The organism is Chryseobacterium balustinum, from assembly GCF_900168205.1.
GTDB classification, from domain to species: Bacteria; Bacteroidota; Bacteroidia; order Flavobacteriales; family Weeksellaceae; genus Chryseobacterium; species Chryseobacterium balustinum.
On sequence record NZ_FUZE01000002.1, the window covers coordinates 128477 to 149822 of the forward strand.

At 32.2% G+C, this 21346-nt stretch carries 24 protein-coding genes and 1 riboswitch; of the genes, 13 read left to right on the forward strand and 11 right to left on the reverse strand.

Annotation, left to right across the window (positions count from 1 at the left end; translation table 11 throughout):
• Positions 1-21 precede the first annotated feature (21 nt).
• Positions 22-819 carry an SGNH/GDSL hydrolase family protein gene (locus B5X64_RS04165; protein WP_079464061.1) on the forward strand — a complete coding sequence of 266 codons (798 nt, stop codon included), beginning with the start codon at positions 22-24 and terminating at the stop codon, positions 817-819.
• A gap of 75 nt (positions 820-894) precedes the next feature.
• Positions 895-1071: riboswitch (cobalamin riboswitch) on the forward strand.
• A 113-nt stretch (positions 1072-1184) separates the two neighbouring features.
• Positions 1185-1568: an acyl-CoA thioesterase gene (locus B5X64_RS04170; RefSeq protein WP_074229813.1), complete on the forward strand. Its 384-nt coding sequence runs from the start codon at positions 1185-1187 to the stop codon at positions 1566-1568.
• Between the two features lie 170 nt (positions 1569-1738).
• Here the strand turns inward: B5X64_RS04170 and B5X64_RS04175 are convergent, their stop codons facing one another.
• Positions 1739-2329: an HD domain-containing protein gene (locus tag B5X64_RS04175; protein ID WP_079464062.1), complete on the reverse strand. Its 591-nt coding sequence runs from the start codon at positions 2327-2329 to the stop codon at positions 1739-1741.
• A complete protein-coding gene (locus tag B5X64_RS04180; RefSeq protein WP_079464063.1) occupies positions 2307-3002 on the reverse strand; it encodes an XAC2610-related protein in 696 nt (231 codons plus the stop codon). Before B5X64_RS04180 ends, B5X64_RS04175 begins: the two co-directional genes overlap by 23 nt.
• 302 nt (positions 3003-3304) lie before the next feature.
• Between B5X64_RS04180 and B5X64_RS04185 the strand changes: the two genes are divergently transcribed.
• The 10 genes from B5X64_RS04185 to B5X64_RS04230 all read left to right on the forward strand — a co-directional run bounded on the left by B5X64_RS04185 (position 3305) and on the right by B5X64_RS04230 (position 12109).
• Positions 3305-3634 carry a PadR family transcriptional regulator gene (locus B5X64_RS04185; RefSeq protein WP_079464064.1) on the forward strand — a complete coding sequence of 110 codons (330 nt, stop codon included), beginning with the start codon at positions 3305-3307 and terminating at the stop codon, positions 3632-3634.
• An 11-nt stretch (positions 3635-3645) separates the two neighbouring features.
• Positions 3646-5349 carry a PspC domain-containing protein gene (locus tag B5X64_RS04190; RefSeq protein ID WP_079464065.1) on the forward strand — a complete coding sequence of 568 codons (1704 nt, stop codon included), beginning with the start codon at positions 3646-3648 and terminating at the stop codon, positions 5347-5349.
• A gap of 314 nt (positions 5350-5663) precedes the next feature.
• Positions 5664-6263, forward strand: a complete 600-nt coding sequence (locus B5X64_RS04195) for a 1-acyl-sn-glycerol-3-phosphate acyltransferase (RefSeq protein ID WP_079464066.1) — start codon at positions 5664-5666, stop codon at positions 6261-6263.
• Positions 6264-6450: 187 nt separating this feature from the next.
• On the forward strand, positions 6451-6879 hold the full coding sequence (locus B5X64_RS04200) for a PaaI family thioesterase (protein ID WP_079464287.1): 429 nt from the start codon (positions 6451-6453) through the stop codon (positions 6877-6879).
• Between the two features lie 118 nt (positions 6880-6997).
• On the forward strand, positions 6998-7456 hold the full coding sequence (locus B5X64_RS04205) for a protease complex subunit PrcB family protein (RefSeq protein WP_079464067.1): 459 nt from the start codon (positions 6998-7000) through the stop codon (positions 7454-7456).
• 63 nt (positions 7457-7519) lie between these two features.
• Entirely contained in the window at positions 7520-7984 is a 465-nt protein-coding gene (locus B5X64_RS04210) for a protease complex subunit PrcB family protein (protein WP_123920965.1), read from the forward strand.
• A 51-nt stretch (positions 7985-8035) separates the two neighbouring features.
• Entirely contained in the window at positions 8036-9103 is a 1068-nt protein-coding gene (locus B5X64_RS04215; protein ID WP_079464069.1) for a hypothetical protein, read from the forward strand.
• Between the two features lie 5 nt (positions 9104-9108).
• Positions 9109-10206, forward strand: a complete 1098-nt coding sequence (locus tag B5X64_RS04220) for an RNA polymerase sigma factor (RefSeq protein ID WP_079464071.1) — start codon at positions 9109-9111, stop codon at positions 10204-10206.
• 13 nt (positions 10207-10219) lie between these two features.
• Positions 10220-11104, forward strand: coding sequence for a hypothetical protein (locus tag B5X64_RS04225; RefSeq protein WP_066681439.1), 885 nt, complete (start codon positions 10220-10222; stop codon positions 11102-11104).
• A 24-nt stretch (positions 11105-11128) separates the two neighbouring features.
• Positions 11129-12109, forward strand: coding sequence for a chorismate-binding protein (locus tag B5X64_RS04230; RefSeq protein WP_079464073.1), 981 nt, complete (start codon positions 11129-11131; stop codon positions 12107-12109).
• 71 nt (positions 12110-12180) lie between these two features.
• Here the strand turns inward: B5X64_RS04230 and B5X64_RS04235 are convergent, their stop codons facing one another.
• From B5X64_RS04235 to B5X64_RS04275, 9 genes are all read right to left on the reverse strand, one after another.
• A complete protein-coding gene (locus B5X64_RS04235) occupies positions 12181-12375 on the reverse strand; it encodes a hypothetical protein (RefSeq protein WP_066681436.1) in 195 nt (64 codons plus the stop codon).
• Between the two features lie 3 nt (positions 12376-12378).
• Positions 12379-12981, reverse strand: a complete 603-nt coding sequence (locus B5X64_RS04240; protein WP_066681434.1) for a MarC family protein — start codon at positions 12979-12981, stop codon at positions 12379-12381.
• 43 nt (positions 12982-13024) lie between these two features.
• Positions 13025-14761: a BatD family protein gene (locus B5X64_RS04245; RefSeq protein ID WP_079464074.1), complete on the reverse strand. Its 1737-nt coding sequence runs from the start codon at positions 14759-14761 to the stop codon at positions 13025-13027.
• Complete coding sequence (locus B5X64_RS04250) at positions 14761-15495, reverse strand: tetratricopeptide repeat protein (protein ID WP_079464075.1); 735 nt, start codon at positions 15493-15495, stop codon at positions 14761-14763. The genes B5X64_RS04245 and B5X64_RS04250 overlap by 1 nt, the downstream gene beginning before the upstream one ends.
• An 89-nt stretch (positions 15496-15584) precedes the next feature.
• Positions 15585-16592, reverse strand: a complete 1008-nt coding sequence (locus B5X64_RS04255) for a vWA domain-containing protein (RefSeq protein ID WP_079464076.1) — start codon at positions 16590-16592, stop codon at positions 15585-15587.
• On the reverse strand, positions 16592-17584 hold the full coding sequence (locus tag B5X64_RS04260; RefSeq protein ID WP_079464077.1) for a VWA domain-containing protein: 993 nt from the start codon (positions 17582-17584) through the stop codon (positions 16592-16594). The genes B5X64_RS04255 and B5X64_RS04260 overlap by 1 nt, the downstream gene beginning before the upstream one ends.
• The gene (locus B5X64_RS04265; RefSeq protein ID WP_420808107.1) at positions 17577-18473 is read right to left on the reverse strand and encodes a BatD family protein; all 897 of its coding nucleotides are present in this window, start codon (positions 18471-18473) and stop codon (positions 17577-17579) included. The genes B5X64_RS04260 and B5X64_RS04265 overlap by 8 nt, the downstream gene beginning before the upstream one ends.
• A 117-nt stretch (positions 18474-18590) precedes the next feature.
• The gene (locus B5X64_RS04270; RefSeq protein ID WP_079464288.1) at positions 18591-19454 is read right to left on the reverse strand and encodes a DUF58 domain-containing protein; all 864 of its coding nucleotides are present in this window, start codon (positions 19452-19454) and stop codon (positions 18591-18593) included.
• Positions 19455-19540: 86 nt separating this feature from the next.
• Positions 19541-20545 carry an AAA family ATPase gene (locus B5X64_RS04275; RefSeq protein WP_076561858.1) on the reverse strand — a complete coding sequence of 335 codons (1005 nt, stop codon included), beginning with the start codon at positions 20543-20545 and terminating at the stop codon, positions 19541-19543.
• A 252-nt stretch (positions 20546-20797) separates the two neighbouring features.
• Here B5X64_RS04275 and B5X64_RS04280 point away from each other — a divergent pair, with 252 nt between their 5' ends.
• Positions 20798-21271, forward strand: a complete 474-nt coding sequence (locus B5X64_RS04280; protein WP_066681421.1) for a DinB family protein — start codon at positions 20798-20800, stop codon at positions 21269-21271.
• Positions 21272-21346 lie beyond the last annotated feature (75 nt).

The following is a 21346-nucleotide window of genomic DNA, read 5'->3' on the forward strand; positions in this document are numbered from 1 at the left end:
AGCCATAAATATTCATTTACAATGACTTTCATCTACAAAGCAATCTATTTATCGCTATTCAGTATTTTTTCTTGTACTTTGATCAACGCCCAAGATAAAGTTCCTTTTGGGGTTGTAAAAGCCGAAGAAGGTTATGCAATGGTGCGTGTACACAAAGAAGATTACCGTAAGATTGTTGACAAAATCAGGATGAAAAGAGGAGACGTTTTCGTGTATGTAAAACCTGCTCCCGGAGAAACTGAATGGATCTGGATAAAATATCCAGAAAAAGAAGAGCTTCCAAAACCTTTTGTAAGATACGACAGTCTTAATAAAGAAGGAATGGTGAATAAAGGCCGTATTGCATTTATCGATCAGCTCCCAAAATTTACTCCGGTATTATCTAAAAACGGAAGATCGATTACTTTTACTGATAATAACAACCAAAAGATACCACCCGCTCAAAGAACAAAAGTGGTGATTGATATTTATCCTTCAAGCGCAAAATTCAAAAAGCAGGAAAAAGATGCGGAAGGAAACATCATTAAAATCGACAAACAAAAACCTTGGGGCATCAGCAAAGAACTTCCTGAAGATTTAAAGGAAGTAAAATCGGTACGTGTACAACAACCGGGAAGAGGTTCTGTTTTTGTGAGAGAAGCCATCAAAAATATGTTTCAGCCTACGATGGATTTTGAAAATATGGGTGTAACCTCCATTGACGATGATCATATTTTTCTTTATATGATTAATGGTTCAGGGAAAGACCGATACACTACTTTTTGGACAATCAAAGAAGGAAGAGCCATCAGTCAGATTGTTTACGCCAATCCTGAATAAAATTAAAAAGTCTAGTTTATTATTCTTATTTTTGCACTCGAAAAGTATTTAGCTTTTGAGACATTGCTTCATGCTAATACTTTTCAAGAAACTGGTTCTGTTTAACCGCAGATTAAAAGGGAATCGTGTGAAAATCACGAACTGTCGCGCAACTGTAAGTAACCGAAGTCTTTATAGAAACCACTGTGCAAAAGCATGGGAAGGAATAAAGATGGTACAAGTCAGGAGACCTGCCTATTTCTTTAGACAAAAACTTTCGCGATTTGAAGTTTATTGATCTCATAGCTTTTTCAGGAATTTCATGTTTCTGGATAATTCTTTTGGTTTCAATATCATTTCATTTTCGCTTTAATTAATAATGAAATATGACTACAGAAGAAAGAATTCAATCATCGGAAACCCGAATTTTCAAAGCCGTTTTCCCTAATACAACCAATCATTACGATACCCTTTTTGGAGGAACCGCCATGCAATTAATGGATGAAGTTGCCTTTATTACTGCAACAAGATTTGCAAGAAAGCGTGTGGTAACCGTAAGCAGCGATAAAATAGATTTTAAAAAACCTATTCCTGCAGGAACAATTGTTGAGCTTATCGGAAAAGTTTCACACGTTGGAAAAACGAGTATGAAAGTGAATGTAGAAATCTACACCGAGCAAATGTATTCTTACGAAAGAGAGAAAGCGATTGTCGGAGATTTTACTTTTGTGGCGATTGATGAGTTTAAGAAACCAATTCAAATACTATAGATAGAAAAATTTCGGCAACTGACAGTTGCCGAAATTCATTTCTTTTACCTAAGTTTTCGACAAATAAAGCCTGCCGAAAACTTTTTTATTTATCTTCTAAATTTCTTCAAACCTCAAGGGCTAATTTCACAAAAATTGAAAATCTGTAAAATTTACGAACGTATGAAAAACTATCTTAAGACTTTTTCGTTCTCTAAATTTAAGTTTAATAAAGTCTGAAAAGCATCTCCCATTTCATCAGAAGCCCTGCTGATTGCATTTTCAAGCATATTTCTTATTTGCAGTTCGGTTACTTTAGCTTCAGTCCAGCTTTTTCCTGAAGTATAAGTATTGAGAATAAAAGGCATAATTCTGTCAATTGCGCACGCAAAAATGGCATCGGGAGTTTGTTCTTCTTCAAATTCAAGCCAAAGATTGAAAAATTCTGAACGGATTGGCTCATCTAAAATTCCAAAAATATTTTGAGCAGATTGCTTTTCTCTTTCAAATTTTCCGACCATTGCGGCTTCATCAAAAAGAAAAGTATCACCCGCTTCAATCTCAACCAGATCATGAATAGAAAGCATTCTGATTACTCTCAATAAATCAATATCGGCTCTGTTTTTGGCATACGGAAAAAGAATTTGAGCAAGAATAATGATTTGCCAAGAATGTTCCGCGGTATTTTCTCTTCTGGAATCATCTGCATTATAATTTCTTCTTTGTACATTTTTCAGAGCATCTACGGCGATGATAAAATCAATTTCTTTCTGTATTTTCATTATTTTCTTCTTTAAAATATACCTCTCTAGGGTAAATGGTGGTTTTTGCAAACCATTTATAATCTATAAATTCTCTTTTTATGGTGGTTACTTTTTTAAGATCACTGGTATCTTCTTCAAATTCTAAGACCTTCAAAAGTCCTCTTTCGGGAACGAAAAGATACTCTGATGTAAGATTCCAGCAACAGCCATTTTTTAAATAAGCAGTAATCTTCTTACGATCAGAATCTACTGTAAACATTCCGGAATTTGAACGAACCAAATTGGTAAGCTCATCATTTAGCATCAATTGTTGCGTAGAAGAATCACTTAAATAAACCTCAAAAAAAGGGCTTCCCTGATTATTATTTCCGTTTCTAATGGCAACATCTTCAGCTCCGTCAAAATTAAAATCATCAAAAACAACCGATTTTTTTAATGAATCTAAAGCCGGCTTTCGATTTTCATTTAAATCTAAATAAAAATTACCTGAAGATAAAGTCTGGTATTTCTTCATTGAACTTTTATCATAAAGATCAATGATCGTTTTCCCACTACACTGATTCTCAGTACAATTTTCGGCAGTAACAATAACATTAAATTTTTCTGAAACATTTGGTAACTCAAAAAAGTTTTGTGCACTGCAAAGTCCACCTAAAAGAACTGATGTCATTAGAAATCTAGAGTAATTCATGGCTGGTTAGTTTTAAGATCAAAATTTCAGAATGAAAATCTGGAAAACTTGATAACAAATATAAAAATTTAAGATCAAAACTGGGCTTATTTATCATAATTAATAATTGATCGGATTTTTAAAACAAATTTATATAACTGATTTACAATATCTTAAATACTTTTTAAAAATAATTTCACTACTTTGCATTGCATATTACCATTTTAATTACATATCTTTGTAATGTAAAATAAGAATAGGTTCAACTAGCTAGGAACCGAAATCTGAAAATTTATATAACTAATTAACAAAACCTATTAAAGATGAATACCGAAAATACCAAAGCGCAAATGCGAAAAGGGATTCTGGAATTCTGTATTTTAAGCCTCATCAATAACCGCGAAATGTATGTTTCTGATTTAATTGATGAGCTGAAAAAAGGAAAACTGGATGTCGTGGAAGGAACACTCTACCCTCTTTTAACCCGATTAAAAAACGGAGAGTTTCTCTCTTACAGATGGGAAGAATCTACAGGAGGCCCACCCAGAAAATATTATCAGATTACAAAAAAAGGAGAAACTTTTTTATCTGAATTACAAAACACCTGGAAAGAATTGACAGATTCTGTAACCCAAATCACTCAAAAACACTAAAAACAAAAGCTATGAACAAGACACTCTCAATAGGACTCGCAGGTTTTTCTTTCACCATAGAAGAACACGCATACATAAAGCTCAGCGATTATCTTAATGCACTGAGAAGCTCTTTAGACGCTTCTGAAGCTGATGAGGTAATTCATGACATAGAAATCAGAATCGTTGAAATTTTAAAAGATACTTTAGGTAAACGTGAAGTAGTAAACGATACAGATATAGAAAAAGTAATTGCACAAATCGGATCTCCTGAAAAAATAGAAGAACAAGAGGAAGCATATTTTTCTGAAGGAAAACAAAAACAATCTAAGACTGGCAGCGCTTTTTCTTATAGTACTAATTCTGAAAAGCAATTGTTCCGCGATCCGGAAAGACAAAAAATTGCCGGAGTTTGTGCAGGTTTAGCAGCGTATTTTGGGATGGAAATCAGCTGGATGAGATTGATTTGGGTTGGTTCTTTTCTTTTCCTTTGGGTAGCCCCAGGATCTTCTTTCTTAGTTTTAATTTTGTATTTTATCCTTTGGGCTGTTTTACCAAAAGCAGAAACGGCTTCAGATTTTTTGAAAATGAAGGGTAAACCTCTCAACTTTGATAATCTAAAGGAAGAGTCTGGCAAAATTGTACAATTCGCTAATGAAACTACAACACGAGCAGGAGAAATTTACAATGAAAACAAACCGAAAATTGGATCAGCTGGTGACACCATCTTAAAAGTACTTAAATATTGTCTTGCAGTTTGGTTGGCATTAATGGCAGCAGGTTGTTTCATCGGATTATTCGCAATGATGTTTGCTTATGGTTCTGATAAATTCGGTATGGATAATAATCTAGGATTCTATCTTGAGGAAAATAATCTTGGCTATCTGATATTAGCAATTGCCGCATTACCAACTATTATTTTCGGGGTAGCGTCTTTATTATTATCAATTAAATTATTCTCTCCAAAGAGCAAATTCAATTATGTAGGACCAGTTCTTGGAACATTAGGAATTATCTGGATTATTTTGATTGGAGTATTGGCAGCAAGCGCATCTAAATTCAATTTCAGATACAGTGGAGAAAATCAGGATTATGAAAATGTTTCTATCATAGCTCCAAATGATACAATCTATCTTGACAGTAAAAAAGTAGCGATCCCTGAAAACTTCAATACTTATTTTAATAACATTTATTCTGATAAGGCAACCATCTACAAAAGAGATTATCCTAGTGTAGAAATTACAAGAAGAGACGATATTAAAACGCCATATATTATTATTAAAAAAGAAGCGGAAGGATACAATCAACCACTAAAAATGAAAGTTCCTGTGGAAATCAGAGATAACAGGATTTTTCTTCCAAACTATTTTGAGTATCCTTATGAATACAGATTCAGAGATTACAGATTAGATTATGAATTGGTGGTTCCATCAAGAATGATAGTTATCAATGAAAAAGAATATGAAATATCTATGCGTGGCGACGATGAAAAAGACCAAGAAAACCACGATGGCACACTACAAATCGAGAAGAATAAAATATCTATCAACGGCTCTACGATAGAATATAGCTCGGATGACAAAGACAGTATCATTATTGACGGAGTAAAAGTTCCGCAGCACGATGCAAAAAAGAAAATTGATTCTATCAAAAATATCATCAAGCTGAAAGAAAATGAGATCAAAAACATCGAGATTAAAGACGGTGACAGTAAAATCTCTATAAAAACCAAATAATTCAAACCTCAGAGAGTGCGGAAGGTGTGAATGAAAGACAACCGTTTGAAATTCACACTCTTCTTCTCCTGTAATTTTGAAAATAAGTTAAAAAAAAACTATTCTATTTCGTAAAAAAGTTTTATATTCGTATATCCAAATTCTATAATAAAAACAAACACAAAAAAGCAAAACCATGGTACAAGTAGTTTTAGAAATTGCAGTAAAAATTGCAGATTTAATCAGCAGTTTATTTTAAGAGCGACAATATTTCAATATATTTGTAAAGTATAACCAAAGTTTGGTTGTACTTTTTTGTTTTAAATATAAAATTCATGAAAAAACTGATAGGTAGTCTCTTACTGAAAATTTTGGGTTGGAAAGTTGTTCTCCAGGGTGATGTCAACAATCTCGACCGCTGTATTCTGGTTGTAGCTCCGCATACCCATAATATGGAATATATTTTAGGAAACTTAGCCTATTGGAAATTAGGAAAAAAACTAAAGATCATCATCAAAGATTCGCATACTAAAGCTTGGTATGGTTCTGTTGTAAGAGGTTTAGGCGGAATCGGGATCGACAGAAGTCAGAAAAACGATTTGATTAACTTTGTTGCGAATGAGTTTAAAAAAGAAGATTTCAGTTTAGTAATTACTCCGGAAGGGACAAGAAGCTGGGTTCCGAAATGGAGAAAAGGTTTTTACCATATGGCATTAGCAGCAAAAGTTCCTATTGTTTTGGCAGCCGGAGATTTTAAAAGAAATACCGTTTATTTAGGATATCAAATTCCTTATGAAAGATTAGAAACAGCAAGTTTTGCTGAAGTCATGGAGGAAATTCAAAATTATTATATTAAAAATGATATCGGTCCAAAAATTCCAGCCAACTGGAATCCCAATATTATGGGAAATGACACTGAAGAAGCTAGAAGCTAGAAGCTAGAAGCTAGAAGCTAGAAGCTAGAAGCTAGAAGCTAGAAGCTAGAAGCTAGAAGCTAGAAGCTAGAAGCTAGAAGCAAAATTACTTTTTACTTTTTACTTTTTACTTTTTACTTTTTACTTTTTACTTTTTACTTAAAAAAATACTCATTACCAATTACTTATTATCCATAAAAATATGTACATTAAAGATAAAACAAAAGAAGAGATATTAGAATTCATCAACAACTGGGGTGAAGAAACTTTTGCGAAAACGATTGGTATTCATTTTATCGATATTGATATTGAAAACGAAACGCTGACTGCAACAATGCCTGTTACACCAAACATCCATCAACCTTTCGGAATTATGCATGGTGGAGCAAGCTGTGTTTTAGCAGAAACAATGGGCTCTAGTCTTTCTAATATTTTTATTGACGGAAGCAAATATTTTGGCGTAGGAACCAACATTAATTCCAATCACTTAAGAAGTAAAAAAGACGGTATTGTAACTGCAGTGGCAAGATTCATCAGAAAAGGCAAAACAATGCATGTTTCTGAGATCGAGATTCGTGATGAAAAAGGCCAATTGATCAATCATACAACGATGACGAACAATATTATCAACCGATAAGAAATTTATTTTAAATAAAATTTAGAGGCTCAAATTTTTGAGTCTTTTTTATTATGTTACAACAAAATTTTTTAGATTTTCATTTATTATGTAATTGAAAAACATAAATTTACACATCATGAAAAAACATTTAATTATTCTATTATATTCCGTATTATTCATTGTAACTTCATGTCGTAATGATGATGAAAACATTGAGAATAAAAATCAAATTAACTTTCAATTGATTGGAGAAGGAAATTTGATAGGAAATTACGTTAATCCTCAAAACACCATTATTACAAACTCTATACAATGGAATAATTTTCTTAATCAAATAGACAGCACAACTTATCAAACTTCTGCTAGTTTTATAACAACTTATATTGATTTTAACGAATTTATAGTTATCGTTGTAGTAGATGAAACTTATCCAAGCGGTGGACACTCAATCGAGATTACGAAAATGGAAGAATACCCTAAGTATATTACTATCAATGTAGAAAAATCGTTAAAGGGAAACGTCACATCTTTTATCACTCAGCCTTATCATATTGTGAAAATTCCTAAAACCGCTAAATCTTTAATATTTAATTAAAGCATCCTGCAACCTTTTTATTTTTTTTCATCTTATATAAAGAAACCCTTAAATTTATATATCATGAAAAAACATTTACTCCTTTTACTCTGTTCCATATTTTTTATGACAATTTCTTGTCGTGATAATCATGATGATGAACAATTGGAGAATAAAAACCAAATTAATTTTCAGTTGATTGGAAAAGGAAATTTGATGGGAAATTACGCTGCCCAACAAAATACAGTGATTACAAACACAACACAATGGAATAACTTTCTAAGTCAAATAGACAGTCAGAATAATCATCCTTCTGCTAGTTTTACAGAAACCAATATCGACTTTAATCAATTTATGGTAATTGTTGTTATTGATGCAGTTTATCCAAACGGTGGACATTCTGTTGATATTATAACCGTTGATGAGAACACTCAGAATATTGAAGTGGATGTAGAAAAATTACTTCAGGGAAACGTGACGACAGTTGTGACTCAACCTTATCACATTGTGAAAATACCTAAAATTTTAAAACCTGTGATATTTAATTAAAATCGACTGCAACCTTTTTAAAATTCTACATCTTTAAAGAAAATAATAACCATGAAAACCTTAATTGTACCTTTTATTTTATTGCTGACGTTTGTATTTTCTTGCAGGGAGAATGATATTGATGAAGGACTGGAGAAAAATGTTAATTCTGTTGACCTTTATATTTCCGGTGCAGAAAGTAATCAAGCTTGTTATTGGAAAAATGGGCAAAAAATTATTTTACCCAACGGAACAGGATTGTATGCTCATCAAATTATTGTTGAAAATAACAATGTTTATATTTTAGGTTCGAAAACTAGTGAATACAATTTTGATCTACCATCAAAACATCATTATTTATGGAAAAATGGAAATAGATACAATTTAGATGAATATTTAGAGGATGTTCCGAACCCCGGCCCAAATAGTTATTTTGGGATAAACTCCAAAATGATAGTTGAAAACGGTAATGTTTATTTTTCCGGCTATATCACAATCCATAATTCTTCTTCTACACCTCCTATTACAAGTTACTATTCTTGGAAAAATGGTATTAAAACTTTAATTTCAAATGATAGTAATGTTGGTTTTCACTCATCTTACGATTTAATAAATAATGAGATTTATTATAGCATTAGAAAGAATTACCAATATAATCCTCTTACTTGGGAAACAGGATTTTTTAAAAATAATATATATCATTCTTTAGCCAATGACTCTGATGTTAAAAGCTTACATATAGATAATTCAGGAACATATGCTCTGATAAAAAATGTAATGAACAATCAGAAATATTTAAAGAACATTAACACAAATGCTATAATACAATTACCCCCAAATCCTCCTGGAGAAATATTAGATATTCTTTGGATCGATAACGATAAATATTATATCGGGAATATTTTTTATTACAAAAACAATACTTTAGTTCAACTAAATGACCCTAATGGCTATAATATAATTGGAAGTTTCAATGTGAAAAATCAACAAGTATATACGATTAGATATAAAGCTGGTTCAAATATTGGAGATTATGCTAAAGTATTTATTAATGATGTCGAATTTCAAAATCTAACTCAGGTACTCACATCAACAAGTGACCCAAATGTTGGAGGCCTTCTATCAATATTTATAGATTAATTTTGATGCAAAATCTCAATTGGCAAAAAATCTATCTCGACCATTCCCCAAAACTTTTGGGGATTTGTCGTAGATATATACCAGATCTTCAAAATGCAGAAGATATTGTGCAGGACAGCTTTATAACGGCGATTCAGAAAAATCATCAATTGAAAGATGAGAAAGCAATTTTCGGATGGCTAAAAAAAATTGTAGTCAATAATGCACTGCAATTTATCCGAAAGGCCAGTAAAGACGCCTTTATTGCCACCGAAAACTCAGAAATCCCAGATAACACGTTGACCGAAATCACAACATCTGCAATGGACGAAAAAAAACACATTTTAACATATGATTTCACGAGAGAAGAGCTGTTGAAATCTATCGACAGCTTGCCTTCTCACCACAAATCGGTTTTCAATTTATATTATATCGAAAACTATTCTCACGCAGAAATTTCAGGCTTGCTGGAAATCCCGGTCAATACTTCAAAATCTCATTTGATGAGGGCTAAAAAATCGGTGCAAAACTATTTAATGACACATTTCGTCAACCATGAAACTCCTAAAAACAAAACAGCACAGATTTTAGTTTTTCTTGGATTTGGAGGATTGTTATGGGCTCAGAATTTTCAAAGTAAGTTTTCAGATTTTACCATTTCACCATCGCAAAATTTCGAAATTCCATCTGATATAAGCTCAAGTACGCTCTCGTTTTCTTCAACTCATAATTTCTGGAAACAAAAAGCAATTATCGGAACTACTTTCTTCATTATTATTGTAGGATCTGTTTTACTTTTCACTCTTAAAAATTCTTTAATACAAACATTTAGTTCCAATATTTTAAATTCTAAATCAGAAGAAAATAAGAGTTCAAACAATGAAAAAAAAATAAATAATAATGAAGAACCACTTTTAAGTGAAAATTTAGAAAATCTAAGAATAAGCCAGAAATCAGTTTCAGAAAACGATCAAGATTTAAAATCAGAAAACCATTTCATTAAAACAAAAAATACTGTATCTTCAAAAATTATTACTCATAAAGATTCTTCAGAAACCGTTTCTCACAAAGTGATTGTAGTAAAAAAGATCATTCAGCGAGACACTGTTTTTATAGAAAGATAAAACGAAACCAACCATGTTTTTAAGAAAAATAATCTTACTTTTTTCTGTTATTTTCATTACTTGCGCTTTCGCTCAACGCAAAAAAACAGACACCATTTATGTGTATGAAAAAGTGATTGTGTACGATACTATTTACCTTGAAAAAGCAATAAAATTAAAACCTGCAAATTTAAAGTTTTCTTCTTTGGAAATCGAAGAAGAAGAGATTAAAGAAATCAATCTAAACATTGATAAAGAAGAACTTGAAGAACAAATAAAAAAGCTAAGAACAAAAAGATTTCAATACGGAATTCAGGCAGGAATTGGTTTTAAAAAAGCTAGTTGGGCTGAAATGCTGTCAGGAAAAAATCAACATTTCGGGCAAAATCTTGGAATATGGATTTCTAAAAGCATTATCGATCCGAATTTTTCATTAATGCTTTCTGCAAATATCTATTCTTGGAATTCTACATTTGATTTGGATGCCAATAAAGAAGAAACTTACCTCGACGGTTTTTACTTTTCTAAAGACGACCAACCTCTACTCTTTCAAAGATTTAACAATAAACACTTAGAATATGTTTTGCAGTTAAAAGCAATCTATGAATGGAAAAACCTGCGACCTTTTGCTGGATTTTTGGCCAATAAAAACAGTTATAAAATGAAGTTTTTAGTTCCTGAAAATAATGTTCTCAATAAACTGGATGATTTTAAAAGCAATCAAATCAACTTCGGATTTTCTTTAGGCTTGCAATATCGAATATTCAGCCGATTTTTGATTGATGTAGAATATCAACATTTTAAAATTAAAAATCTTTCTTTAAAAAACTCTTCATTTGATTTTGACATTTTTAAGACTAATAATACCTTTGCTGAAAGAAAAATCAGCTTAGGAATATCTTATTTTATTTCTAAATAATGGTTTTCTGAAAGATTCAAAATTATGATCTATTTCAAATTTCCTTTTGACGAGAAACTTTATTCTACGGACGAAAATTCTAACACTAATTCAATCAATTTTCACTCTTTTAATAATGCTGAAAAAATTGATATTGCCGGAAAAATCATTGAAAAAAACCTTACGGAATTTGAAAATTTAAAAATCACTTCTGAAATTTTACCAAAAGATGAATCTCAGTTTATTGCAGAAACTCAAGAAGAATATTTGCAAAAACTGGAAGAAGTCATTCAAATAATCAAAGAAAATGATCTTCCTAAACTTGTTCTTTCAAGAAGAAAAATTCTAAAAGACTTTAATAAAATTGATTTAAAAAATAGTTTTAATAATCTTTGTAAAAACTATTCAAATGCATTCAAATATTTATTTTTTGATGGTGAAACTTCATGGATGGGTGCTTTTTCTGAAGTTTTAGGAAAATACAATAAATCGACTCACGAGTTTGAAACAATGAGCATTGCAGGAACAATTCCTGCGTCTGAAGAATGGACTGAAAAAGAGATTGAAGAGCAGAAACCTGTTTCATCTTACATCAGGAATATTTTAGAGAAATATCGTGACTCACATTCTATTCAGGAGTCTGAAACTTATGACCATATTTCTGGAAACATTAAACATTTAAAAACAGATTTTAAAATAAAAATCAATCCTGAAAACTTAGATTCTATTATTCAGGAACTTCATCCTACTCCTGCAGTTTGTGGTATTCCTAAGGATTTTTGCAGAGAAATTATTGAAAAAGTTGAAAAATTTCCTCGAGAATTGTACGCTGGTTACATCAAAATTGAAACAGAAGATTACATTCAATATTTCGTTAATCTGCGTTGCGCAAGATTATATAAAAATTCAGTTCATCTCTTTGTTGGAGGCGGAATTACCGCTCAAAGTAATTCTGAAAAAGAATGGAATGAAACTGAGCTTAAATCTGAAGCCGTCTTGAAAAATCTGGTTATATTACATTCATAAAAATAAAATATTTAAACCAACAAAAAACCTCTTTCAAAATGAAAGAGGTTTTATATTTTATGTACAAAGAATTACTTCTTTGCGCCTATTTTACTCCAAGTATTCAGGATGAAAAGTAAACCAACACCCAACAATCCGCAAGCGATTGAAATTAAAAATTTAACATTATCTTCAGATGTGATATCTGAATTCCAGTCGATTGCATACGTATTGATAGCGATGATTACGACAAATACGATTAAAAATACTTTATAAAACTTCTGCATGATCTAAAAATTTATATAATTCTGCACCAGCTGCGCAAAATTTGCGGTAAATAATTTAATTGAAATTGCCAGTAGAATAATCCCGAAAACTTTCTGAAGAATTGCCAAAGACGCCTCTCCCATTTTCTTCTCAATCCACTTCGCAGATTTCAGCACCAAATATACGAAAATTGTATTGAGAATAATGCCACAAATAATGTTAATATCATGAAACTCTGCTCTTAAAGATAAAGTAGTTGTTAAAGTTCCGGCTCCTGCCACCAAAGGAAATGCAATAGGGACAATGGAGGCAGATTTTGCTTCGGTTGTTTTGTTGATTTCAATTCCTAAAATCATTTCAAGCGCAATGATAAAAATAACGAAAGCTCCTGCAATGGCAAATGAATTGACATCTACTCCAATAAATTTTAAGATCTTATTTCCTACAAAAAGAAAAACAATCATAATTACTCCGGCAGTAATTGAAGCTCTTCCTGCTTCTATTTGTCCGAACTTCTGTTGCAAACTCACCACAATAGGTACCGAACCGATGATGTCGATAACGGCGAAAAGTACCATAAAGCTGGTAATAACTTCTTTAAAAGAGAAACTGTTGAAAACCTCCATTTCTTACGATTATTAATTTCGCAAAAATATAAATAAAAAATGATTATTTACTAATAAGAGAATATAATTTAACAATATCGGTTAATAAGTCATTTAATGAGTCTTCTGTTGTAAGCGGAGAATATTTCTCAATCTGAATCTTTTGCAATAATTCCTGATATTTTTCAGCAACAGATTTGCCGTTTTGTCTTTCAAGAAATATTTTAAAATCCTCCTTAGAGCTTTGGAAATACTGACTTCTTACTTCTGCATCCATTTCTTCAAAGGTTTCAAAAAATTTAGGATAGTCCCCAGAAATTTTCAGATTTTCAAGATAAGCAAAATAATCGCTGATATCGGTTTTTAAACTTTCTCTGATTTCTTTTTCAGTTTCAGCAACAGAACCTAAAGGTTTTGGGGTTGGCTTTTCTTTAATTATTTTTTGTTTTTTTTGCCAATATTTAAACAACATATAGGCGATAAATAACCCAATTAATATCGCAATATTTACAAAAAGTACATTCCAGTTGAATTTATTTTTTTCTTTAACTTTGAAAGAGGTAGTTTTTAAAACCGGACTATCAACTGTTTCAAGCAACGTATTTGTATAATCATTTACTTTTTCTACTGTAGATCTTGCTTCTAAAACCTGATCATGTGAAAAAGCAGTTAAGCCTAATTTTTCCTGTCCTAGATTCACATATTCTTTTTCTGCAGGATTGAAGAAAGCAAAAGCTTCTGTTTTCACAATCAATTCACCCGCTTTTTTAGGAATTAAAATATATTTAGCAAAAACTTCACCTTTCATTCCTGTAAGACCAGTATGTACATTCGAGGTAATTTTTGGTGCAAAAACTTCGTAATCAGGAGATTCTTCAATTTTTGGAAGACTCATGTCGGCAAGATTACCTTCGCCAGAAACTTTTACCGTTACATTTACAGGTTTTTTGGCTTCAATTTTTTCTTTTGACGGGCAATAAATATCTACTTTAAAATTACCAACAGCATTCTTAAATGATTCGGGTGAACCTTCGGGAAGTTTTTTTACATTAAGTCTTACTTTATTGGATGCTATATTACTTTTCTTAGAATAAGTATTTACAGAAGCTGAAACTGAAGGTACTTCTACATAACCAGACTCATTGGGAAATACCATGAAAACAGCCAAAACCTGCGATGCCATATTAGCATAACCGGAAGGATCAATCTCTGATCTGTTGAGATTGATTGCATGTACATTGATATTATCCTGCTGAGGAAGTCTTATATTTTTTACCTTTCGAAGATTATCCATATTTTTAGAATAAACACGTAAGACAGCAACTGTAGCCTGATCCTGATAAACTTCGCGGTCTTCAATTTCCATATTAAGATAAACCTCATTGGCAAGATTTGCAACCGGTTTTTTCTCAACAATATCTTTTATGAAAATATCGAAGGGTTCAGTTTTATAGATTTTGTTGTTGACATTTACCAATACAGAACCAATTCTTATTTTTCCTTTTTGTTTAGGTTCAAGAGCTACACGCGTAATGTATTGGTCGATTGCGGTATTGGTTTCAGAATCATTTACGATTTGATTGAAAGATCCACTACCAATCATATTAAACTTTGACAAATCGGGAAGCATGATTTTACTTTTTTGCTCCAGATTATTGCCGTTTAATTCTAAAATAATGGTAAGGTTTACAATTTCTTTACCATTGTAGTCTGTTTTATCAGGTCTCATCGACAGTTCTACCTGTCCGTAAGAAATTACAGATATGAGGGTAAATATTGTGTAAATAATTTTTTGCTTCATCACCAATCTTTCTCGTTGCTTTGCGGCTTTGAATAAGATTTTTTGTCTAAAATTCTTTTGGCAGTTTTTTTCTCTCTGCCATTGATACTATCCAGGATTGCTTTTTCTAATTCTTTAGGAAGTTTGCCTTCACCGCCTTTCCCTTGGGGTTTATTATCCTCACCTTTATTTTGTTGAGGACCGTTGCCCTGCTCCTGTTTTTGATTTTTAGAATCTCCTTTTTCTCCTTTGTTTTTATTTTCTCCACCTCCGTTTTTACCGGGGTTGTTGTCTTTCTTGCTGTTGTTCCTTTCTATTTCCTTCTGCTTCAGCTTAGCAATCTCGTAGTTTTTTCTTGTCGCCTCATTATAAGGATCCTGTTTCAGAGATTGTTTATAGTAATCAGCGGCTTTATCCGGCTGATTCATCTGCATCATTGTATTTCCCAAATTGTGAAGCGTTGCCGCTTTATCTAGTAAAGTCTGAGAAAGTTTTTCAGCTTTTGCATATTCCTCTTTCGCATCCTGATACAATTTTCTTTTATACAAAGCATTTCCTAAATTGTAATGTGCCGTAAAATCACCAGAATTTGATTTTATGGCTTCCATATACTTTGAAGAAGCGCCATCATAATCATTAGCATTAAATTTTTGATTGCCTTCAAAGACTAAAGTCTTATAACTTTCCTGCCCAAATACTGCACCTGAGAACGAAAAAGCAAAAAGTAACGCTAAAAATACAATTTTAGTATTCATCTCTTGCAAAATTATCCCTTTATATGTTAAGAAACAGCGTCTTATTTGTTAAAATTGGGTTAAAGTATTTAATTAAAAACAGATTTCCTTTAAATATTAAAATCTCTTTTAGGATTAAATAAGAAAATCATTAAAAAGAAAAATATCGAAATGCCTAAAAAGTACTGATAATAATGATTAGCATTTTGAGAATTGACTGTGGTAACAGTATCCGAAACCTTTCTGTTGATTTCGTCAGCAATTCTTTTAGGAGCATCATTCATGTTGTTTCCGTCGATGTAAGTTCCGCCTGTAGATTCTGCCATTTTTTTTAGAGCTCCGGTTTGTCTTTTAGAAATAACAGTTTCCCCATTTTGATCAAATTTATACCCGATAAGCTGACCATTGCTATAAACAGGAACAGGTGCACCTTCATCAGTTCCCACCCCTACAGAAGTAATAGCTACACCTTCTTTGTTTGCCAATCTTATTGCGGCATTATCGTTCCCTTCATTATCTTCGCCATCGCTTATCAAAACTACTTTTCTTGAACCTTTGTTTATATTTTTAAATTTAGTTGCTGTAGTTTCCATTGCTAAAAGAAAATCTGTCCCTTGAATGGTGATATTATCTGTACTCAAATCTGTAATATAATTTTCTACTGAGCTGTAATCTGTAGTTAATGGCATGATAGAAACTGCTTCACCTGCAAAAATTACGATACCTATCTTATCATTTTTCAATTCATGCATTGTATTGATGATCAAATTCTTAGCCTGGGTAAGTCGATCAGGGTTAATATCTTCTGCATTCATAGAATTAGAGACATCCAATACAAACATTACGTTATTCATCTTTTGCTTGGTCTCTATTTTTTCGGCTCCACTTAAAAGATCAATAATTGAAAATATCAAGAAAAGTGTTGCAAAAAAGTAAAATACAGGGAATATTTTTATAAATCCTGAATTTTTTTCAAACAAACTTTCATGAAATTTTGACTCTGCAAATAATTCTCTTTTTCTTTTTTTCCAACGCAGATAACTCATCAGAAAAAATGATAAAAGCGGCAGAAGCAGCAATAACAACAGATACCAATTATTTCCTAAATACCAATCCATCAGCTTAAAAATTTATAAAGTACCCAACGTAAAAAAGCATCAAAAACCAGCATTCCTAAAGCAATCCAAAGAAAAAGTTTAAAATGCTCATCATAATTATAAAGCTTAGAAATATTGATATCGGTTTTTTCAAGTTTATTGATCTCCGCATAAATTTCCTGTAATCTGCTTTCGGAATCTGCTCTGTAATATTTACCGTCTGTGGTTACAGCAATTTCTCTCAACATATTTTCATCAATAGAAACTTCTTGTTCATTGTAGAAATACCCAAACTCATCATAGTCATAAGGCGTTAAAGCATACCCATTAGTTCCTATCCCTATACAATATACTTTAATATGGTTATCTTTAGCAAGAAGAGCAGCAAATTCCGGTGGAAAAAGGTTTTTCACATTGCTATTTACTCCATCAGTCATCAAAATAATTATTTTGCTCTTTGCTTTGCTTTTTATCAAATGATTCACGGCAACCGCCAATCCGTCTCCTACGGAAGTACCATCTGCCATTTCCCGCTGGTTCATGTTTATTATTTCATCTTTTACAGCATCATGATCAAACGTTAAAGGTACTTTCAGAAAAGCTTCCATCTTATATTTTACCACACCAAATCGGTCGTTAGGTCGTTTATCGATAAAATCTACTGCAATTTTTTTCAATACTTCATAGCGATCCGGGTCAAAGTCTTTCGACAACATACTTAGCGAAACGTCTACAGCCAGCATGATGTCGATTCCTTTTGTTTCGTCTCGATCTTGAGAAACCGAAAAAGTTCTAGGTCTTGCCATGGCAATAACCAAAGCTGAAAGGATGATATATTTTGAGATTTTCAATAAGAAAAGCACAGGCAAAATACCATTACTGCTGTTCATGTTTTTGGTAGTGGGAATCTTAATTCCTTTTCTCTTTTTCTGACTTAAATCTCTAAATAAAAGCGGAATAAACAGCAAAAACAAAAGAAAAACCCACGGACTGTAAAATTCAAAATCAAACATCTTTTCTCAGGTTTTCAAATTCTAAATCCTTGGAAGAGCGCTGCACAAAGTCTCTTATTTCAGCAAAATCTTTCTCCATCACTTCTTTATCTGGGAATGTTTTGGCAAATTTCACCAAATCACCTCTTAAGAAAACATCTTCTACAATTTTTTCGTTCTCCTGCGAAATTGTATTATTTTCTTTCATTAAAACAATTAAATCATCCGTCAGCAAAATATCTGCAGGAATTCGGTATTGTTTCGTGATAAACTTTCTGGAAATATCGATCAGTTCCACATAAAATGAACGGTAATCTCCGTCTTCAATGTATTTTTTCTTCTTTAACGAATCTAATTCTTTTAAAGTCTGATTTGTCGCTACAACGGGAGAATCTTTGCTTCTTCTTCCATACTTTACAAACATTACAATCGCAAAGATTAAACATATAAAAGCGATTGCCGCCAAGACATACCATTTATAAAGTTGCCAGTAATCGGTTGCTTCTAAATCGACTTCCTTATTGCTCATAATGTCATTGATCTGATCTTCTTTCAAAGCAGTATTAATAACTTCAATTTCGTAAGGAATGGTTTTCAAAAGCTTGTCGCCTACTTTAAATTCAAGTTCCGGAATTTTAAAAACTCCTACTTCATAAACAGCAAATTCTATTTTTCTTTCATACGTATTGGCGTTGATATTGATGCTGTCTGAAATTTCTTCAAAATGAAAAGGCAATAATTCATCTTTTGGCGCTGTAATTACTGCACGACTTTTAAGATTATCTATTTTTATAACCAAATGATTAATTTCTCCCAAAGCAAGCGTCGTTTTCTCCAGTTTAGAAGAAAGCAGCTGTGCAAAAGAATTTACACAGATAAAAAATGAGAGTAATAAGAATATTTTTTTCAATTTTATTTCTAAATTTTTAGCATTTTGTTATCATTCTGACGAAGGAAGAATCTCATATAATAAAGTAGATTCTTCTCTACATTTCATTTCACTCAGAATGACAGAGCAAATTCTATTTTATTTTTTCTGAAAATAATTATACAATAATTTTGAATAGTCTTCTCCGGTATTGATGTTCAGAAACTGGGCTGAAGATTTGGCAAAATCTTCTTCCAGATTTCTCTGTTTCTGTTTTTGTGCTTCAGCAAATGTATATCGCCATCTTGCACTCGAAGTATTTGCCCAAATCTGATTTCCTGTTTCAGCATCATAGAGCAAAGTATAACCTACATCCGGAATTTCGTTATCTTTTTCGTCATAAATTCTCATTCCCAAAAGCTGATGTTTTCTAGAAGCCACTCTCAAAATTTTAGAATCGTAATCATCCTCAAAATCCGAAAGCAAAAACACAAGAGATTTTCTTTTAAAAATCCCCATCATATATTCTAAAGCTTTATCGATTTTTGATACTGCAGGAATATATTCAGCAGTCAAAATATGACTGATCATCGACAAAACATGCTTCCTTCCTTTTTGGGGCGGAATCACTTTATATACTTTATCAGCAAATAAAATCAATCCCACTTTATCATTATTTCCCGCTGCCGAAAATCCTAAACTTGCTGCAATTTCTGCAACATATTCTCTTTTCAGTTGGGTTTTTGTACCATAATCCATGGATGCGGAAATATCAACCAGAATCATCATGGTCAGTTCCCTTTCCTCTTCCATTACTTTCACGAAAGGTTCGCGGAAACGAGCCGTTTTATTCCAGTCAATCCTGCGGATTTCATCTCCGAATTGATAAGGACGAACTTCGGAAAACGTCATTCCCTGTCCTTTAAAAGCACTGTGATATTGCCCCATCAAAGTAGCTTCCGTTTTCCTTCTGGTACGGATTTCTATTTGTTTGACTTTTTTTACAATATCTTTTATTTGCATGGTTTCCAATATAAATGATAATTGATAGATGATGATTGATAATACAAAATGATATCATTTATAAATCATCATCTATCAATCATATTTTAAGGTGCTTGAATTTTAGCTAAAATTCTATTTACAATTTCCTCAGAAGTGATTTCTTCGGCTTCAGCTTCAAAAGTAAGTCCGATTCTGTGTCTTAAAACATCCTGTGCTAATGCTTTTACATCTTCAGGAATTACAAAAGCTCTCCCTTTCAAAAATGCATAAGCTCTCGAAGCAATGGCTAAGTTGATTGATGCTCTTGGTGACGCTCCGAAACTGATGTAATTTTTCAGTTCAGAAAGTCCATATTTTTCAGGATAACGGGTGGCAAAAACCATATCCAGAATATATTTTTCAATCTTTTCATCCAGATAAATTTGATTGACAATTGCTTTTGCCTCAACAATATTCTGCAATGAAATCACCTGTTTAATTTCAGGTTGATGCGAAGTAGAAACCATTCTCATCACTTTTCTTTCATCTTCAAATTCAGGGTAATCAATTTTACATTTCAGCATAAAACGGTCGCTTTGCGCTTCAGGTAAAAGATAAGTTCCTTCCTGATCGATCGGGTTTTGAGTGGCTAAAACCAGGAAAGGTTTCGGTAACGGCATAGTTTCATCACCAATGGTCACCTGCTTTTCCTGCATTACTTCCAAAAGAGCAGACTGTACTTTTGCCGGAGCTCGATTAATCTCATCTGCTAAAACAAAATTTGCAAAAACAGGACCTCTTTTTATAGAAAAATCATTTTCTTTGATATTATAAATCATTGTTCCGACGACATCCGCAGGAAGCAAATCTGGCGTAAACTGAATTCTTGAAAAATCGCCGTGAACCGCTTCTGCCAAAGTCTTTATCGCTAAAGTTTTTGCCAAACCGGGAACACCCTCCAGCAAAACATGACCATTTCCTAAAAGCCCTATCAAAAGGCGATCGATCATGTAATGTTGACCAATAATCGCTTTATTGATTTCCTGCCTCAAAAGATTAAAAAAATAATTTTGTTCTTTAACCTTTTCGGTCAATTGACGGATGTCTTCTGCTTGATATGAATCTGACATTAGTTTGAATTAAAATAATGGGTAAATTTCTGATAAATACTTGCATTAATCAACACAATTAATGCCATATTTGAGTTAAAGTTTGTTAAATCTTCTTTCTTAAATGTAGGGTTAATAATCGGTCTTTTAATAAATTTATCTCAACAAAATCATTAATTTCATAAAAATCTATAAATTTTCATTCATTGATTCGGTCAAGAATTGTCATTTTCAGTTTATTAAACTATTTTTGAAGATTAAAAATATTGCAAAATGAATTATCATTTTCAAGCTCACAGACAGGTTAGAAAAAATCTTTTAGATATTCTTCAGGACACTTCTCATGAAGAGCTGTTATTAATTCCGGATGGTTTTAATAATAATATCTATTGGAATATTGCTCACACCGTTGCTACACAGCAATTGCTGCATTATTACCTGAGTGGAAATCCTTTCAGAATTGATAAATACTGGATCGAAACGTACAAAAAAGGAACGTTACCCAATCTGAATGTTCAAAAATCTGAAGTCGAGGATTTAGAATTTCTACTGACCGAAACTTCAAAAACTTTGATGAAAGATTTCGACAGTGATTTCTTTTCAGATTACACACCTTACACCACAAGTTTCGGGATGGATTTGAAGAGTATTCAGGATGCTATTATTTTTAACAACATGCACGAAAGTCTGCACTATGGCTATGCAATGGCGCAGAAAAGAGCAATTTTAGGAGAAAAAGGAAGATAGTCAGTCTGTAAATTTTGCTTCGCAAGTCAAAAGTCAATTGTGAGTTTTATACATAGTTGAAAATTGATTTCGAAA

Excerpts from the sequence above, each read along its gene's own strand:
- B5X64_RS04165 (WP_079464061.1), top strand. The coding sequence starts at position 22 with ATGACTTTCATCTACAAAGCAATCTATTTATCGCTATTCAGTATTTTT.
- B5X64_RS04170 (WP_074229813.1), top strand. The coding sequence starts at position 1,185 with ATGACTACAGAAGAAAGAATTCAATCATCGGAAACCCGAATTTTCAAA.
- B5X64_RS04175 (WP_079464062.1), bottom strand. The coding sequence starts at position 2,329 with ATGAAAATACAGAAAGAAATTGATTTTATCATCGCCGTAGATGCTCTG.
- B5X64_RS04180 (WP_079464063.1), bottom strand. The coding sequence starts at position 3,002 with ATGAATTACTCTAGATTTCTAATGACATCAGTTCTTTTAGGTGGACTT.
- B5X64_RS04185 (WP_079464064.1), top strand. The coding sequence starts at position 3,305 with ATGAATACCGAAAATACCAAAGCGCAAATGCGAAAAGGGATTCTGGAA.
- B5X64_RS04190 (WP_079464065.1), top strand. The coding sequence starts at position 3,646 with ATGAACAAGACACTCTCAATAGGACTCGCAGGTTTTTCTTTCACCATA.
- B5X64_RS04195 (WP_079464066.1), top strand. The coding sequence starts at position 5,664 with ATGAAAAAACTGATAGGTAGTCTCTTACTGAAAATTTTGGGTTGGAAA.
- B5X64_RS04205 (WP_079464067.1), top strand. The coding sequence starts at position 6,998 with ATGAAAAAACATTTAATTATTCTATTATATTCCGTATTATTCATTGTA.
- B5X64_RS04210 (WP_123920965.1), top strand. The coding sequence starts at position 7,520 with ATGAAAAAACATTTACTCCTTTTACTCTGTTCCATATTTTTTATGACA.
- B5X64_RS04215 (WP_079464069.1), top strand. The coding sequence starts at position 8,036 with ATGAAAACCTTAATTGTACCTTTTATTTTATTGCTGACGTTTGTATTT.
- B5X64_RS04220 (WP_079464071.1), top strand. The coding sequence starts at position 9,109 with ATGCAAAATCTCAATTGGCAAAAAATCTATCTCGACCATTCCCCAAAA.
- B5X64_RS04225 (WP_066681439.1), top strand. The coding sequence starts at position 10,220 with ATGTTTTTAAGAAAAATAATCTTACTTTTTTCTGTTATTTTCATTACT.
- B5X64_RS04230 (WP_079464073.1), top strand. The coding sequence starts at position 11,129 with ATGATCTATTTCAAATTTCCTTTTGACGAGAAACTTTATTCTACGGAC.
- B5X64_RS04235 (WP_066681436.1), bottom strand. The coding sequence starts at position 12,375 with ATGCAGAAGTTTTATAAAGTATTTTTAATCGTATTTGTCGTAATCATC.
- B5X64_RS04240 (WP_066681434.1), bottom strand. The coding sequence starts at position 12,981 with ATGGAGGTTTTCAACAGTTTCTCTTTTAAAGAAGTTATTACCAGCTTT.
- B5X64_RS04245 (WP_079464074.1), bottom strand. The coding sequence starts at position 14,761 with ATGAAGCAAAAAATTATTTACACAATATTTACCCTCATATCTGTAATT.
- B5X64_RS04250 (WP_079464075.1), bottom strand. The coding sequence starts at position 15,495 with ATGAATACTAAAATTGTATTTTTAGCGTTACTTTTTGCTTTTTCGTTC.
- B5X64_RS04255 (WP_079464076.1), bottom strand. The coding sequence starts at position 16,592 with ATGGATTGGTATTTAGGAAATAATTGGTATCTGTTGTTATTGCTGCTT.
- B5X64_RS04260 (WP_079464077.1), bottom strand. The coding sequence starts at position 17,584 with ATGTTTGATTTTGAATTTTACAGTCCGTGGGTTTTTCTTTTGTTTTTG.
- B5X64_RS04270 (WP_079464288.1), bottom strand. The coding sequence starts at position 19,454 with ATGCAAATAAAAGATATTGTAAAAAAAGTCAAACAAATAGAAATCCGT.
- B5X64_RS04275 (WP_076561858.1), bottom strand. The coding sequence starts at position 20,545 with ATGTCAGATTCATATCAAGCAGAAGACATCCGTCAATTGACCGAAAAG.
- B5X64_RS04280 (WP_066681421.1), top strand. The coding sequence starts at position 20,798 with ATGAATTATCATTTTCAAGCTCACAGACAGGTTAGAAAAAATCTTTTA.